This window comes from Pseudomonadota bacterium (genome assembly GCA_030860485.1).
GTDB lineage: Bacteria > Pseudomonadota > Gammaproteobacteria > JACCXJ01 > JACCXJ01 > JACCXJ01.
This window is the reverse complement of the sequence record JALZID010000037.1, coordinates 12499-28066: the sequence shown is the minus strand read 5'-3', so window position 1 is coordinate 28066 and position 15568 is coordinate 12499. Positions and strand designations below refer to the sequence as shown.

General features: G+C 66.9%; 13 protein-coding genes and 2 pseudogenes. 8 read left to right on the top strand and 7 right to left on the bottom strand.

Translation table 11 applies throughout. The features are described 5' to 3' along the window. Positions 1–1029, top strand: a 1029-nt coding sequence (locus M3461_01765) for a hypothetical protein (protein MDQ3773180.1), incomplete at its 5' end; no start/stop codon positions are given. A gap of 366 nt (positions 1030–1395) precedes the next feature. Continuing rightward, the gene (locus tag M3461_01760; GenBank protein ID MDQ3773179.1) at positions 1396–2526 is read left to right on the top strand and encodes a TIGR03032 family protein; all 1131 of its coding nucleotides are present in this window, start codon (positions 1396–1398) and stop codon (positions 2524–2526) included. Here the strand turns inward: M3461_01760 and msrA are convergent. The 6 genes from msrA to M3461_01730 all read right to left on the bottom strand — a co-directional run bounded on the left by msrA (position 2500) and on the right by M3461_01730 (position 6454). After that, entirely contained in the window at positions 2500–3075 is a 576-nt protein-coding gene (gene msrA, locus M3461_01755) for a peptide-methionine (S)-S-oxide reductase MsrA (GenBank protein ID MDQ3773178.1), read from the bottom strand. The two genes, M3461_01760 and msrA, sit on opposite strands and share 27 nt — an antisense overlap. Positions 3076–3160: 85 nt before the next feature. Further along, positions 3161–3742, bottom strand: coding sequence for a CDP-alcohol phosphatidyltransferase family protein (locus tag M3461_01750; protein ID MDQ3773177.1), 582 nt, complete (start codon positions 3740–3742; stop codon positions 3161–3163). A 29-nt stretch (positions 3743–3771) separates the two neighbouring features. Then, positions 3772–4032, bottom strand: coding sequence for a PGPGW domain-containing protein (locus tag M3461_01745; protein ID MDQ3773176.1), 261 nt, complete (start codon positions 4030–4032; stop codon positions 3772–3774). A 2-nt stretch (positions 4033–4034) separates the two neighbouring features. Next, positions 4035–4880 carry an endonuclease/exonuclease/phosphatase family protein gene (locus M3461_01740; protein MDQ3773175.1) on the bottom strand — a complete coding sequence of 282 codons (846 nt, stop codon included), beginning with the start codon at positions 4878–4880 and terminating at the stop codon, positions 4035–4037. A gap of 136 nt (positions 4881–5016) precedes the next feature. Next, complete coding sequence (locus tag M3461_01735) at positions 5017–5397, bottom strand: hypothetical protein (GenBank protein ID MDQ3773174.1); 381 nt, start codon at positions 5395–5397, stop codon at positions 5017–5019. Positions 5398–5407: 10 nt separating this feature from the next. After that, a complete protein-coding gene (locus tag M3461_01730) occupies positions 5408–6454 on the bottom strand; it encodes an isocitrate/isopropylmalate family dehydrogenase (GenBank protein MDQ3773173.1) in 1047 nt (348 codons plus the stop codon). Between the two features lie 238 nt (positions 6455–6692). On the opposite strand from M3461_01730, the pseudogene M3461_01725 reads away from it, so the two are divergent. The 4 genes and pseudogenes from M3461_01725 to M3461_01710 all read left to right on the top strand — a co-directional run bounded on the left by M3461_01725 (position 6693) and on the right by M3461_01710 (position 10216). Further along, a pseudogene (locus tag M3461_01725) lies at positions 6693–6980 on the top strand (hypothetical protein). Positions 6981–7097: 117 nt separating this feature from the next. Beyond that, a pseudogene (locus tag M3461_01720) lies at positions 7098–8132 on the top strand (sigma-54 dependent transcriptional regulator). Between the two features lie 98 nt (positions 8133–8230). Then, the gene (locus M3461_01715) at positions 8231–8998 is read left to right on the top strand and encodes a hypothetical protein (protein MDQ3773172.1); all 768 of its coding nucleotides are present in this window, start codon (positions 8231–8233) and stop codon (positions 8996–8998) included. A gap of 78 nt (positions 8999–9076) precedes the next feature. Further along, the gene (locus M3461_01710; protein MDQ3773171.1) at positions 9077–10216 is read left to right on the top strand and encodes a 3-deoxy-7-phosphoheptulonate synthase; all 1140 of its coding nucleotides are present in this window, start codon (positions 9077–9079) and stop codon (positions 10214–10216) included. An 80-nt stretch (positions 10217–10296) separates the two neighbouring features. Here the strand turns inward: M3461_01710 and dksA are convergent, their stop codons facing one another. Continuing rightward, a complete protein-coding gene (gene dksA / locus M3461_01705; protein ID MDQ3773170.1) occupies positions 10297–10740 on the bottom strand; it encodes an RNA polymerase-binding protein DksA in 444 nt (147 codons plus the stop codon). Between the two features lie 215 nt (positions 10741–10955). Between dksA and M3461_01700 the strand changes: the two genes are divergently transcribed. Beyond that, positions 10956–11573 (top strand): hypothetical protein, encoded by a 618-nt coding sequence (locus M3461_01700; GenBank protein MDQ3773169.1) that lies wholly within the window; start codon positions 10956–10958, stop codon positions 11571–11573. An 8-nt stretch (positions 11574–11581) separates the two neighbouring features. After that, positions 11582–15562, top strand: coding sequence for a hypothetical protein (locus M3461_01695; protein MDQ3773168.1), 3981 nt, complete (start codon positions 11582–11584; stop codon positions 15560–15562). Positions 15563–15568 lie beyond the last annotated feature (6 nt).

The window sequence follows — 15568 nt, the reverse complement described above, 5'->3', positions numbered from 1 at the left end:
GCGGGGGTGGGGAGCAGGGGCAGCCTCGAGCTCTCGGCCCTCGACGGCACCAACGGCTTCAGGCTCTCGGGCGTCGCGGCCTATGACCGTTCGGGCCGCGCGGTGAGCACGGCCGGGGATGTCAACGGCGATGGGATAGATGACCTCCTCATCGGGGCATCCGACGCCGACCCGAACGGCGACTACTCCGGTGCGAGCTATGCGGTCTTCGGCGGCGCGGGGGTCGGGAATGGCGGCCACCTCGAGCTCTCGGCCCTCGACGGCACCAACGGCTTCAGGCTCTCGGGCGTCGCGGCCGGTGACTTCTCGGGCTTCCCGGTGAGCACGGCCGGGGATGTCAACGGCGATGGGATAGATGACCTCCTCGTCGGGGCGTTCGAAGCCGACCCGAACGGCGACTCCTCCGGTGCCAGCTATGTAGTCTTCGGCGGCGCGGGGGTGGGGAGCAGTGGCAACCTCGAGCTCTCGGCCCTCGACGGCACCAACGGCTTCAGGCTCTCGGGCGTCGCGGCCGGTGACGGCTCTGGCTTCGCGGTGAGCACGGCCGGGGATGTCAACGGCGACGGGATGGATGACCTCCTCATCGGGGCGCCCGGCGCCGGCCCGAACGGCGAGAGCTCCGGTGCGAGCTATGTGGTCTTCGGCCAAGCGGCGCCACCGGTCTCGGTCAGGTGTAACGGCTTGCCGGCGACCATCGTCGGGACCTTTGGCAACGACACGCTCGTCGGCACTTCGGGCAACGACGTCATCCATGGACGCGGCGGGAACGACATCATCCGGGGTCGTGGGGGTAATGACGTCATCTGTGGCGGCAAGGGTGACGATCGGCTATTCGGCGACCAAGGCAAGGACCAACTGTTCGGCGGGGGTGGCAACGATGTCTTGAAGGGAGGCACGGACAACGACCGGCTGTTCGGGCAGCGCGGCGACGACGCCATGGACGGCGGCCCCGGTTCCAGCGATAAATGCAACGGCGGCCGCGGAACCGATACGGCCACGAGCTGCGAACAAACGCGTGGCGTGCCGTAAGCCCTGAGAGCTTGTGAAAAAAATCTGCTGCGCTCGGGATCTCGTGTTCCGGCGGTGCTCGGAATCCTCATGTATTTCAATATACACTCCGGTTCCTGCGCTCCGGCGGAACACGACCTCCCTTCGCTCGCGACGATTTTTTCACAAACTCTGAGTGTTTGTGAAGCGAACGTCGGCGGGAGCGGGCAGCGAGGACGGCTGGCAGGGGCGGTCGGAATTTGGAATGATCCCAAGTTGCGAAGCGCCCCTATCCCGCTTCGAGGAGGTCAATTCGATGCCTGGCGCCTTAATGTTACCGAGTGGCATAGGACGGAGCGTGATGATGCCGACACGTGACGGCCTCGCCCGCTTACCCGGAGCTTTGTCATGAGCTCGCGGCCCGAGGGCGCATCGCCACCCCCCGCCACGGAGCCGATCTTCGAGGTCTTCTGCTCCCGCCACTTCACGGGCTGGCTCGCCGAAGCGCGGTTGAGCCTCTGCTTCACCACCTATCAAGCGGGCAAGCTCTTTTTCCTGGGTCTCAATCGGGATGGCAGGCTTTCCGTCTTCAACCGCACCTTGAGCCGCTGCATGGGGCTTTGGGGCGATGGGCAGACGCTCTATTTGAGCACCCTCTTCCAGCTCTGGCGCTTCGAAAACAGCCTCGGCCCCGGCGAGACCTATCAAGGTTACGACCGACTCTATGTGCCGCGAGTGGGATGGACGACCGGGGATCTGGATATCCACGATATCGGGGTGGATCCCGAGGGGCGCCCGGTCTTCGTCAATACCCTGTTCGGTTGTTTAGCGACGGCGAGTGAGCGGCATAGTTTTGTCCCCCTTTGGAAACCGCCTTTTATCTCGAAGCTCGCCGCCGAGGACCGCTGCCATCTGAACGGGCTCGCGATGGAGGCGGGCGTGCCCCGTTATGTCACCGCGGTCGGCCGGAGCGACGTCGCCGATGGCTGGCGCGAGCATCGGGCGGGCGGCGGATTGGTCATCGATGTGCCAAAAAACGAGGTGGTCCTCGAAGGACTCTCCATGCCCCACTCCCCGCGGCTCTACCGAGAAAAGCTCTGGCTGCTCGATTCGGGCCGCGGGCAATTCGGTTATGTGGACCTCGAGCGCGGGCTCTTCGAGCCCGTTGCTTTCTGCGCCGGCTATGCGCGCGGGTTGGCGTTTCATGGGGACTATGCCGTGGTGGGGCTGTCCCGTGCGCGCGAGAATCGCACCTTCCAGGGGCTTGGGCTCGAGGCGGCGCTCGCGGCTAAAGGGGCCGAGGCACGCACGGGGGCCCTCGTGATCGATCTACGGACGGGGGACACGCCGCACTGGGTGCGCTTGAGCGGTGTGGTCACGGAGCTCTACGACGTGGTGGCGCTCCCGGGGGTGAAGCGTCCGATGGCGCTCGGGTTTCGGAACGACGAGGTGCAGCGTATGATTTCCGTGGGGTCTTGGGCGACGGCGGGGAAGGAATGGCCATCGGCCCCGCTAGGGGCTGCCCCAGAGCTCCTCTAGCCGCTTGGCGCGGCCGCAGCTGTATTTATAGAACTCGTAGCGAACTGGGTTTTTCCGGTAGTAATCCTGGTGGTATTCCTCGGCCGGGTAGAAGGCCCCCGCCGCCACGATCTCCGTCACGATCGGCGCTTGGAAACGCCCTGATTGGGAGAAGCCCAGTTTGGATGCGTCGGCGAGCCGTTTCTCCTCGTCGTGGTGGTAGAAGATCGCAGAGCGATACTGGTTGCCGTGGTCGCAGAACTGGGCGTTCGGGGTCAGCGGATCGATGTTGTGCCAGAAGACCTCCAAGAGTTGCCCGTAATTCACCCGCGAGGGGTCATAGCGGACCTCGATCGCCTCGGCATGCCCGGTGCCCCCGTCCGAGACGTCCTGGTAGGTGGGGCTGACCGGCTCGCCGCCGGTATAGCCCGAGGTGACCGATACCACGCCGGGGATCTTTTCGAATGCCTCCTCCATGCACCAGAAACAGCCCCCCGCAAAGGTCGCCAGCGACTCGGGGACGCCCAGCACGGGCTCCCCGGCGAATGCGAAGGCGAAGGCCCACGACATTATCCAGAGCCTGTATTTCTTGGGTCTCACCGCTATCACCGACCGCAATGGATACTCACGTGCTAAATGGAGAGCAAGACCACGATCAGCGCGCCGAGCCGAGCTGCCGCAGCACGTGCCATAGCGAGCGGACATCCGACCAGGATTCCGGCAAGACCAGGGTGATGGCGATCTGCTCGAGCGCGGCGAGCACACAGAGGGGCGTCGCCAGCCGGAAGGGCCAGGTCGGCCCCCCCGCGAACATGACGAGCGCCGCGCCCCCGGCGGCCGCGGCGGCGAGCTTCACGGCCCAGGTGTGGTAGCTCGTGAGCGACCCGAACTTCAGGAGCCCGAAGAGCGCCGGCACGGAGTAACTCGCGATCACCAGCGTGACGAACGGGGCCTCCTGGCGCAAGAGCTCGGGCCACAACCACCACGCCGAGATGGGGATGGTGATATAAATGACCACATCGGCCGCGGTGTCCAGCATCGACCCGAGCTCGGACTCCTGGTGAAACCAGCGCGCCAGGAATCCATCGAGGGCATCGCTCGCGAACGACAGCAGCAAGACGGCGACATAGGCCCGCGGATAGCCGTGCCAGGCGAGGCCCAGGAGCAAGGGCGCCGCGATGAAACGGAAACAGCTCAGGAGATTGGGCAGGTTCGCGATGCCGTTCAATAAAGCCATGGCGCACGCCCCAGAAGTTGTGAAAAAACCTACTGCCCTCCGGGGTCGCGCCGGCGGGACGACCCCAAGAACCCCTCGACTGCCCCCGCGGTCCGATCCTTCAGCGTTTTCAACCACCGCCGCGCCCAGGCGAACTCGATCCCGAGGATCCCGAGGCCCACCGGGATCACGATGAACGCGGGGCCGGGCAACACGATCATGGCGACCCCGACCAACAGCACGGTGAGCCCGAAAGACCCGATGACCAAACGGCGGGCCAGCTTGTAACTCATCTGCATCGCCGAGCGCATGATCAGCGCACCCGGCGTCTCTGCCGGGTTCGAACCGTCTCAGCGCCCTCGACGGGGCGTTCACCCGCGGACACGCCCGTGTCGAGAGCGAACGCCGCATACAGGGCCGCATGGTCCGAGAGCCTGCGCCATGGATCCCCGCTCAAGCACCGGCAGGCCGTAGGCCGGGCCCCGCGGTAGAAGATGCGGTCGACCGGCAGGAGCGGGAGCCATACCGGGTAGGTCCTGGCCGGGCGCCGTGTGAGGGTCACGAACACATCCGACAGTCCGAAATCATCGTGCACCTGGCGACCCGTCTGGCCGGTCCAGTCGTTGAAATCGCCGGCGATGATGAGGGGCGCATCGTTCGGCACGCGCGAGCGGATGCGCTCGCATAGGACCCCGAGTTGCCGCCGCTGCTCGACCGCGCGGAGCCCGAAATGAACGCAGATGACATGCACCGGCCCCTGGGCCTTGGGGGGCTCGATCACGCCGTGCAACACGCTGCGGCTCGCGAGCCGATTGCCCGAGACGTTGATGTTCTCCCAGGACACGATGGGGTGCTTGCTCAGAATGGCATTGCCGTGGTGACCGGCGTCGTAGATGGCGTTCTTGCCGTAGGCCTGGTGGGGCCAGATCCCCCCGGCCAGGAACTGGAGCTGAGGGATGTCGGGCCAGTCGTCGATGAAACGCTCGCGGTAGGCGTGCTCGCCCTGGATCTCCTGTAGAAAAATCAGGTCCACCTCGGTCTGGACCATCGCTTTGCGCATCGAGTGCAGGACGAATCGGGTATTGCCGGTGCTGAAGCCCTTGTGGATGTTGTAGGTCATCACGCGCAGATCGAAGGTCTCGGCGTTTGGGTCGCTCATCGTACCCGGCGTTCGGTTTCCGAACGACCCGGCCCTGGCACGCCGTCGAGCGTGGGGGGAGCGTACGATCCGGTCTGATCGGAACCGGCCCTCCGCGGGCCAAGCGCAGTCTGCACCACTGCCGAGGCCCCTCGGCTCACCCCGAACCCAACCGCGCCCAGAGGGTCGGCACCCAGACCGAAACGAGCAGCACGAGGAGCCACGCCTCGCAGCGGATGATGCGTGCATACCGCGCGACCTCGGGCGCTTCCGCCCCCGACATGAAGACCCGGCTCATGCTCATGTCGAGCGGCAAGACGAAGGCGACCAAGGTGGCCAGGGCCGGCGCGACCGCACCCTGTATCACGCCGCTCGGGTCCAAGAGCGCGAACGGGGCGAGCGCGACCAGGGACACCGTTGCGATCGCGAGCAGGCTGCGCAGCGGGCCCATCCCCACGAAAAACCGTGCGACCGTCGTCACCATCCACAGGCCGTCCGCGTCCGGGCCTGCCCCCCCGAAGGAAGACGAAGTTTTCATGGCTCGGCGCTCATGCCTCGGCCTGGACCCGTTTCACCACCGCGCGCGTGAACTCGGCGGTCGTGGCCCTACCGCCGAGATCGCGGGTCCTGATCCGGTCTTCGTCGAGCGTGAGAGATACCGCGCGCCGCACCCGCTCGGCCGGCCCGATGAGCCCGATGTAGTCGAGCATCATCGCCCCCGCCATGATCACAGCCGTGGGGTTGGCGATGCCCTGTCCGGCGATGTCGGAGGCCGAGCCGTGCACGGCCTCGAAGATCGCGGCGTTCGCACCGATGTTCGCGCCCGGGGTGGTGCCGAGACCCCCGACCAGCCCGGCGATCTCGTCGGAGAGGATGTCTCCGAACATATTGGTGGTCAGGATCACGTCGAACTGTTGCGGGTTCATGACGAGCTGCATGGCGCAGTTGTCCACGATGCGCTCTTCGATCTGCAGCCGGCCCTGGTATTCGCGCCCGATATCGAGCGCCGTCTCGAGAAACAAGCCGGTGAGCTTCTTGAGGATATTGGCCTTGTGAATCACGGTGACCTTCTTGCGCCCATGCCTCAAGGCGTATTCGAAGGCGAAGCGCGCGATGCGCCTGCAACCCGAGCGGGTGATGATACCGGAGGCCTCCGCCACGGCCCTGGGGTCGTCGTCGATGGGGATGAAGTGCTCGACGCCGACGTAAAGCCCCTCGGTATTCTCCCGCACCAGGACCAGATCGACGTCCTCGTAGCGTCCGCCGCGGAACAGGCTCCTGCCCGGTCGCACATTGGCGAACAGCGTGAAAGTCTTGCGCAACGATACGTTGACGGAACGATACCCGCCACCGACGGGGGTCGTCAGGGGGCCTTTGAGCGCCAGGCGGGTGCGCCGGATGCTCTCGATGGTGGCCTCCGGCAACGGATCGCCGGTCTTGGCCAGGCCCTCCATGCCAGCGAGCTGCACGTCCCATTCAAAGCGGCCGCCGGCGGCCTCCAGGACCTCGAGGGCGGCCGTAACGATCTCCGGCCCGATACCATCCCCATCGATCAAGGTCGCCGGGATCGCAGTCGGCGGTAGGGTCGGCGTCATCGTTGGGAAGCGTCCGGTGGTGGGCGATGGACGGGCGACGGCCCTGCTCGCCCCCGCTGCGCATGGTTCATAGCGTTCCCTCGCTCGCAGGTATTGTAAACCAAGTTGCCCGTGGGGTGCCGACCGGCTCATGTCCCCTAGTACTCCCCTGGCGAAAAGGGGGGATCCAGAGGCGCATCCGCCGCCATATTTTTGACATCCGACCCCGCAGGTGTTTAACTAGCCGCTGAGAGGAGCGATGCAAGCGCCCGTGTACCACCACCACGCCTTGGTCGTCGACAACGATGCGGGAAGCCGACAGCGCGTCGGGGCCATTCTCGAGTTCGTCGAGTTCCAGGGGATCGCGAGCTGCGAAGCGGCCCAGTTTCAGGAGGCGCTGGCGGAGATGCCGGCTTGCGACCTCGTCCTTCTGGGTGATGTCGGCCTGCCGGCCGTTCGGAAGGAGCTCGTGAAACAGCTTCAAGCACAGCACCCGAACATCGCGGTGCTGCTGATCCTCGACCCCAGGACGCCGCGCCCGCCGAGCGAGGCCGGCGTCGCCACCGTGTGGCTGCCCTTGCGCCACGACGACCTGATGGCGGCCCTCGGCAAGATCGAGCGGCACCGACCATCGCGCCAGGGCAACGGCACCAGACCGGTCGAGCTGTTTCGCAGCCTGGTCGGGACCAGCCCTGCTATCAAGCGCATCACCAAGATGATCGCCATGGTGGCCGGCACCGACGCCAATGTCCTCATCACCGGCGAGTCCGGGACCGGAAAAGAGGTGGTGGCGCGACACGTCCACTATCATTCCAAGCGCCGCAACCGCCCGTTCGTTCCGGTCAACTGCGGGGCCATCCCCTCGGAGCTCCTAGAGTCCGAGTTATTCGGGCACGAAAAGGGCGCCTTCACCGGCGCCATTACGACGCGCCAGGGGCGCTTCGAGCTGGCCGAAGGCGGCACGCTCTTCCTGGACGAGATCGGGGATATGAGCCTCACGATGCAGGTTAAGCTCAACCGTGTCCTCCAGGACCGCACCTTCGAGCGCGTGGGCAGCAACAAGAGCCTCACGGCCGATGTGCGCATCGTCGCCGCGACCCACGTCAACCTGGAAGAGGCCATCGCCCGGGGGGCGTTCCGCGAGGACCTCTACTATCGCATGAATGTCTTCCCCATCGAGATGCCGCCCCTGCGCGAACGGACCGAGGATCTGCCCCTGCTCATCGAAGAGCTGATCGCGCGTGGCGAATACGAGGGCCGAGGCCGCATCCGTCTGACCCCGCGCTGTCATGCGTCGCTCGTGCGCTATCCCTGGCCCGGCAATGTGCGCGAACTCGCGAACCTCATGGAACGCCTGGCCATCCTGTGCCCGAACGGCCTCGTGGACCTGCCCGATCTGCCAGTCAAGTACCAGGCCGCCGATCTGATGGGATCGGACTTCCCACCCGTTACGGCAGACGGGGCGGCCGGGGTGTCCGAGCGCGACCTAGATTTGGGCCTCACGCGCCTGCCCCGCACCGGACTGAACCTCAAAGAACATCTGGACAGCCTCGAATACTCGCTCATCATGCAGGCCCTGGACGACTCCGATTGGATCGTCGCGCACGCGGCACAGCGTCTCAGGATGGGGCGCACCACACTGGTGGAAAAGATGCGCAAGTTCGATATTCAGCGCGGCGAGGACCCGCCGAGGGCCTGAGCGGCGCAATCTTGAATATTGGATGAAACCGCTTCAGTTTCCCTTCGACCGGGCCTAGAATCGCACCTCCGGGTGCAGCCATAACGCTCGAGGTTCCCGTGCAACCGGTCTTCATCATCCGCCATGCCGACGGTGCCGGACCGGGCTATCTCGCCGAGTTCCTGGCATTGCGCCGCGTGCCGCTGGAGCTGTTTCGGCTCGATCAGAACGAGACGATGCCCGCGACGCTCTCACACGCCTCCGGGCTCGTGGTCATGGGCGGGCCGCGGGAGGCGTCCGCGGCCGCGGGATCCGCGACGTTCGAACGCGAATGCGATGTGGTCGTCGAGGCCTGCGATCGAGGCCTCCCGGTCATCGGCCACGGGTTCGGAGCGGAGATCGTGTGCCTGGCCCTGGGAGGCAGTGTGGCGACCGACCCGAACCGCGAGATCGGCTGGTTTCCGGTGCAGGCGGCGGGCGGGACCCTCGCGAAACGCTGGTGGCAAGGCCTCCCGGCCGATACCGAGGTATTCCACTGGCGCGACACGACCCTGTCCCGCCCCACCGGTGCGGACGCCCTGATACGATCCGGTCAAGCTCGGGGCGATCAAGCTCGGGGCGATCAAGTGCAAGGCGATCAAGGCTTCGTCATGGACAAGGTCCTGGCCCTTCAATGCCACCTTCAGGTCACGCCCAAAATGGTCACCGAGTGGGTGGCACGCTATCATGAGGCGCTCCGTCCTGCCGATGGTCCGTCGGGCCGAGTGCAGACGGAGACCGAGATCACACGCGCCCTGCCGCAGCGGGTCCGCGCGCTGCGGCGGATAGCCGACCCTGTTTACACCCGCTGGCTGGAGGGTTTCGGCGAGCGGCCAGAGAGTAAATAACCTGTCCGCGATGTTCCCCGTGCGGCGCGACGGCGATGCCGCATGATGCGCGGCATTCGATAACAGACGGCAAGTCCGATGATCATCATCCTGCACCCGGACGCCAACAAGAACGACCAGGAATACCAGCGGCTCATGGAGCATCTCGCGGCGCTGCCCGCGGTCCGGCCGCGCACCCACATCGAGGTCGGCGCCAAGCAGACGCTGACCGAGATCTATCTCATCGGCGACACCTCGCCTCTGGACAGCAAGGAGATCGAAGGCTTCGAGATCGTGGAACGAGTGGTGCGGGTCTCTCAGGAGTATCGGGTCCTCGGCCGGCACAAGGGCGACACGCGGCCGAGCCACTTCGAGTACAACGGCGTGCGTTTCGGGCAGGACAGCTTGCAGATCTTCGCCGGCCTGTGCGCGGTGGATACACGCGAGCACGTCGAGGCCATGCTGCGTGCCTTGAGAGACCACGGCCAGGTATGCACGCGCATGGGCGCCTACAAGCCCAGGACCAACCCCTATTCCTTCCAGGGCCATGGCAAGGACTGCCTGCCGTACGTGTTCGAGTCGGCGGGGAAATACGGCATCCGCGTGATTGCGATGGAGATCGTGCACGATGCTAACATCGAGGAGATCGCGGAGGCCCTGCGCCAGTCGGGCGATCCCACCGGCGTGATGCTGCAGATCGGGACGCGCAATACCCAGAACTTCGAACTCCTGAAATGCGCCGGGCGCCAGAGACGCTTTCCGGTCCTGATGAAGCGCGGTTTCGGCATTACCCTCGAAGAGTCCCTGAACGCCACCGAATATCTGGCCAGCGAGGGCAACCGCAACGTGGTCTTCTGCCTGCGCGGCGTCAAGACCAATATGGGAGACCCGCACCGCAATCTCGTGGATTTCGCCCACATCGCGGCCGTGAAGCGCCTGACACGTATGCCGGTGTGCATCGATCCCTCCCACTCGGTCGGATCGCGGGGCCGCGCACCCGATGGGATCCTGGACGTGTTGCACGCGACGGCCCAGGGGGTCATCGCCGGTGCCAACATGGTGCTGGCGGACTTCCACCCCCACCCCGCCAAGGCACTGGTGGACGGTCCGCAGGCCCTGACGATCGAGGAGCTGGGACCGTTTCTCGAAGACGTTGCGATCACGCGCGAGGCGTATGAGAAACGGCGGCGTCTTTTTGAGCGCACCGCGACGGAGGCGGGGCTGCGGAGCGCTTTGTAAAGATTGCCTTGGCGGGTTACGGCGCAGACCGCGCACCGAACGCGCCCTACAGGAAAGGATCGATCACCACGAGTTAGCGATCACCCGAGCTGGCGTTCCCTGATCTCGTCGAGGGTCTTGCAGTCGATGCATTGCGTCGCCGTGGGGCGTGCCTCCAGGCGCCTGATGCCGATCTCGACGCCGCAGACCTCGCAGTAACCGTAATCGCCGAGCTCGAGGCTCGCGAGCGATTCCCCGATCTTTTTGATGAGCTTACGCTCCCGCTCCCGGGTGCGGAGCTCCAGCGCGAACTCCTCTTCCTGGGTGGCCCGATCGTTGGGATCCGCGAAGGTGCCGGCATCGTCCTGCAGGTGATGAACGGTGCGCTCCACCTCGTCCATCAGCTCGCGACGCCACGCCAAGAGGATCTGGCGGAAATGCTCGACCTGCCGCGGACCCATGTAGTCCTCGCCGGGTTCCGGATCGTAGGGTGTGAACCCGGAGTACTCACCCCACGCGGGGCGCTTCGGCGGCGCGGAATCAATCGCCGCATGCTTGGCTGGTTTCTTGGTCAGCGACACCGGGTCGACCTCTCCGAACGAGAGGGGCGCATTTGTACCAGAATCGCCTTAAGGGCTCAAGTAGCGCACGGATCCGATCATCCGACACCCTGCCACCGGCACCCGGGCCCCATGCCCCGACACGCTTGCCAGGGATAGACTACGCCCCCAACCGGAGCCGGCCCCGCGGAAGGTACACCATGCGCGTGAGATTCCTATTGGCGTTCGCTTTGGCCGTGGCCCGCCTCGCAGTGCTCGAGGCCCGCCCGCTGGCCCCCGAGGCGGTGCCCGAACCGCTCAAGCCCTGGGTTGCCTGGGTGCTGCACGGCCTCGATGATCTGGGCTGCCCGGCCCTCTTCAGCGATCCGCGCGCGCGACGTTGCGCCTGGCCGAGCGCGGTCGAGCTGACGCTCGAAGACGGCGGCGGGACCTTCGAGCAATCGTCGGCCGTGTATCGGGAGGTCGACGTGGCACTGCCCGGCGATCGCCGGCACTGGCCCCAGGAGGTCAAAGTCGATGGAGACGCGGCTGCTGTCGGGGAGCGGGATGGCCGACCGGTATTACGCCTCGGGCCCGGCCCCCATCGGATCAGCGGGCGTTTGCAATGGGACCGACTGCCCGATTCCCTCGCGCTCCCGCCCGACACTGGCCGGGTGGGCCTGCGCGTAAAGGGCGAGACCATGGCCCTGCCGGACCTGCGCCCGGATGGACAGATCTGGCTCAAGACAGAGGACGCGGGGGAGGCGGCGGACCGGTTGGATATCCAGGTGTTCCGCCGGCTCACCGATGAGATCCCGGTCGGATCACCACGCGCGTAGAGCTCGATGTGAGCGGACGGGAGCGCGAGCTGGCGTTGAGCGGGGCACTGCTCCCGGACACCATCCCGCTAAGATTGGAGAGCCCGCTACCGGCGCGGATCGAACCTGGCGGAGAGCTGCGCCTGAAGGTGCGGCCGGGGCACTGGGTGGTCGAGGTCCTGGGTCGTTATCCAGCCGACACCACCACGTTCACGCTCGCGGAGCCCCGAGACCCCTGGCCGAAACAAGAGCTGTGGGTTTTCGATGCGCGGAACCACCTGCGCCTGGTCGAGGTCGAGGGGGTCCCGGCCGTGGACCCGAGCCAGACGACCCTGCCAGATACCTGGAAGGGGCTCCCCGCCTATCGCGTGAACCGCGGTGACACCCTGACGCTCAAGGTTGTGCGCCGCGGTGATCCGGAGCCCGAGCCGGATCGCCTGATCCTCAAGCGCGATCTGTGGCTCGATTTCGACGGCGGCGGCTACACGGTAGCCGACGCCATCACCGGCACCATGACGCGCGGCTGGCGACTCACGGCGGGGGAGCAGCTCGCGCTCGGGTGCGTGGCGCAGGACGGCGTCCCGCAGCTCATCACGGCACTGCCGGGCTCCCGGCGCCCCGGGGTCGAGGTGCGGCGCGGCATCCTGGATCTCGACGCCCGTTCACGCCTGGAAGGCGCGCTGCGATCGCCCCCGGCCGTGGGCTGGGATCAGGACTTTCAGGGGCTTTCCGCCACCTTGCACCTGCCGCCCGGCTGGCGCCTGTTCGCGGCCAGCGGGATGGACGACGCGACCGCGACCTGGCTCATGCGCTGGACGCTCCTCGATCTGTTCCTGGTCCTGCTCGCCGGCATGGCCATCGGCCATCTGTGGGGTCCGGCCTCGGGCCTCCTCGGGCTCGTGGCGCTGGCCCTCATCTGGCAGGAGCCCGGGGCCCCCGCCACAATCTGGCTGCACCTGTGCGCCGCCACGGCCCTCGTGCGGGTCCTGCCGGAGGGCCGCTGGTCGTCCTTGGCACGCGCCTACCGCTTCGGGGCCTTCGGCGTGCTGGCGGTGATCGCCCTGCCGTTCATGGTCGATCAGGTCCGCCTCGCGCTCTATCCGCAACTCGAGCGACCGGGGCCGGCGCCGCTCGCGGGCGTACTCGGGGGGCTGCCGAGCCCCGAAGAGATGTCGGTCGATAGGACGGGGAAGATGGACATGGACCTAGAGCGGGGCGATCGGGTGTTCAGAAAAAGCCCGGCACCGGCCGAGGAAGCCGAGGAGCTCCCGGAAACGGCCGCCGCCGGCGCGCCGGTGCCGGGCCAGCAGTTCGAGCGCGAGGCCATGAAGGACGAGCGCGAGCGAGCGCCATCGAGACCGGCCGCCTTGACCGACGAGATCGACCCCAAGGCCAAGGTACAGACCGGCCCCGGCCTCCCCGAATGGCGCTGGACGGAGGTGGCGCTCACCTGGCGCGGCCCCGTGGTACGAGACCAGGCCCTATATCTGATGCTTATCCCGCCATGGGGACATCTGCTCATGAATCTGGCCGGGGTCGTGCTCCTCGCCCTGCTCGCCGCACGCATGTGGCAGCTCCGCCGCGCGCGGTGGCACGGGACCGGCGGGATGTCCAGCGGTATGACCCCGGCCCTCGTGATCCTTTCCCTCGCCGGCCTCGGCCTTCCCTGCGACGAGGCCCGCGCCGACTTCCCCGATCCGAAGCTCCTGGAGACCTTGAAGGAGCGCCTGACGGCGCCACCCGACTGCCGGACGAGCTGCGCCCAGATCGCGCGCGCCGCCATCCAGATCACGCCCACGCTCTTGGCCGTGCGCCTGGAGATCCACAGCGAGGGATCGGTGGCCGTGCCCTTGCCGGTCAATGCCCGCGAATGGATGCCGGGCGAGGTGCTCCTGGACGAGGGAGGCGGCACGCCGCTCTTCCGGGGACCGGACGGCGGCCTCTGGGTCCGCCTGGCCCCAGGCCGCCACGATGTCCTGGTCGCCGGGCGCCCCCCACCGCGCGCGCGCCTCACCCTGCCCCTGCCCTTGCGCCCCCACCGGGTCGAGGTGCGCGCCGAGGGCTGGGCCGTCGAGGGCGTCCGTGAAGACGGCGCGCCCGAGGGTCAGCTCCAGTTCACCCGCCTGCCGACCGGCGCCGAGCTACCGGACCTCGAGCCCGGCGCCCTGCCGGGCTTCGCGCGAGTCGATCGGCTCCTGCACCTCGGGCTCGACTGGCGTGTCGACACCGAGGTCCGGCGCCTGTCCCCGCTCGGCCAGGCGCTGGTGCTGGAAGTCCCCCTGCTCTCCGGTGAATCGGTGACCACCGAGGGCGTGCGGGTGCGCGACGGCAAGGTATTGGTCAGCCTCGCGGCCAACGCCGACCGGACCCGGTGGGGATCCGTGATCGCCGACAAGCGCCCGGAGCTGACCCTGGTCGCACCGAAGACGCTAGCCTGGACGGAGCGCTGGCGTGCCGATGTGAGCCCCATCTGGCATCTCGACACGCGCGGCCTCCCGGTCGTGCATCACCAGGACCCGAACGGCCGCTGGCTGCCCGAATGGCGCCCCTGGCCCGGGGAGACGCTCCTGGTCGTGAGCCGGCCGGGCGCCATCGAGGGCCCGACGCTGACCTTGAAGGCGAGCTGTTTGACCGCGGAGATCGGCCAGCGCGCTACCGACAGCACGCTGGTGCTCGCACTCGAAAGCAGCCAGGGCGGGCAACATGCCCTCACCTTGCCGGAGGACGGCCGCCTCCTCCAGGTGTTGATCGACGGACAGGCCCAGCCGATCCGCCAGGAAGGCCGGCAGATCGGCTTTCCCCTGACGCCGGGCGAGGGATCGATCGAGGTTCGGTTCCGCCAGGACCAGGGTATCACCCCCTGTTTCGAACACCCGAGCTCGGCCTGGGCACGCCGAGCACCAACCACAGCCTGGAGGCGCGCGTGGGCAGCGATCGCTGGGTGCTGTTCGTGGGCGGCCCGAGGCTCGGACCCGCGGTGCTGTTCTGGGGCGCGCTCGCCGTCGTCGCGCTCCTCGCCCTCGGCCTCGGGCGCACGCGCTACACCCCCTCGCCTTCCGGCATTGGTTCCTGCTCGGCATCGGTTTGAGCCAGGGCAGCGCCGTGGGCGCCCTCCTGGTCGCCGCCTGGCTCCTGGCGCTCGGCGCCAGAAAGCGCGTGCCGAGCGATCTCGCGCCGCTGCGCTTCGATGCCCTGCAGGTGGCCCTCGTTCTGCTGACCCTGCTCGCCCTAGGCGCACTCTTCGACGCCGTCCGCCAGGGCCTCTTGGGTCTCCCCGAGATGCAGATCGCCGGCAACGGCTCGACCGCCTCCACACTCTCCTGGTACCAAGACCGCAACGATGCCTCGCTCCCGCGCGCGTTCGTCCTATCCGTGCCCCTGTGGGTCTATCGCTTCCTGATGCTGGCCTGGGCCTTGTGGCTCGCCTTCGCCCTCCTCCGCTGGCTGCGCTGGGGCTGGGACTGCTTCACCACCGGCGGCCTATGGAAACCCCGCAAACCCCGGATCGCCACCCCACCCGCCGTTCCCACCGAGGCCCGCAGCACCGCGACCCCGGTAGCCTGAGGACGCGATCTGAAAAGGACCTTGATGCTCTGGGTCGTCCAGTTTCGACATTTGGCATCTATCGCGATGCATCACTGAGCACTGCACCCTTGTGCCCATACCGGACGCCGTCCCGATGCTATAGCTCCCACGGCAGACCCCATCTCGGACCGGGTCGAGAAGACGCGGTTGCCCGGTACTCCTACCGACCGCCCGAAGTGTGCTTGCCGTCGGGCTTTAGGGGGTACTATAATCATACCCAAGTGCTTGATCTTTCGGCCGGGCTTTCCTTATGCACAGGCGCTATACACGCTCCTGACGTAAGACAGGAGCACTGTTTAGGGAGTCTACTTCTCGTTGGGCGTCAGAATGATGACAGCCCCGTTAGTCTAGACTTGTCGATCTTGGGCTTCTGCAAACGACTAGCTGGTAGTCACGGTGACCGCATCCGTGATAGACCCGACTAGGAGAAA

Bases quoted from the DNA above. Each gene is read 5' to 3' on its own strand.
- M3461_01710 (MDQ3773171.1), top strand. From the start codon at position 9,077: ATGATCATCATCCTGCACCCGGACGCCAACAAGAACGACCAGGAATAC.
- msrA (MDQ3773178.1), bottom strand. From the start codon at position 3,075: ATGTCGTGGGCCTTCGCCTTCGCATTCGCCGGGGAGCCCGTGCTGGGC.
- M3461_01735 (MDQ3773174.1), bottom strand. From the start codon at position 5,397: ATGAAAACTTCGTCTTCCTTCGGGGGGGCAGGCCCGGACGCGGACGGC.
- M3461_01700 (MDQ3773169.1), top strand. From the start codon at position 10,956: ATGCGCGTGAGATTCCTATTGGCGTTCGCTTTGGCCGTGGCCCGCCTC.
- M3461_01745 (MDQ3773176.1), bottom strand. From the start codon at position 4,032: ATGCGCTCGGCGATGCAGATGAGTTACAAGCTGGCCCGCCGTTTGGTC.
- M3461_01760 (MDQ3773179.1), top strand. From the start codon at position 1,396: ATGAGCTCGCGGCCCGAGGGCGCATCGCCACCCCCCGCCACGGAGCCG.
- M3461_01740 (MDQ3773175.1), bottom strand. From the start codon at position 4,880: ATGAGCGACCCAAACGCCGAGACCTTCGATCTGCGCGTGATGACCTAC.
- M3461_01750 (MDQ3773177.1), bottom strand. From the start codon at position 3,742: ATGGCTTTATTGAACGGCATCGCGAACCTGCCCAATCTCCTGAGCTGT.
- M3461_01730 (MDQ3773173.1), bottom strand. From the start codon at position 6,454: ATGACGCCGACCCTACCGCCGACTGCGATCCCGGCGACCTTGATCGAT.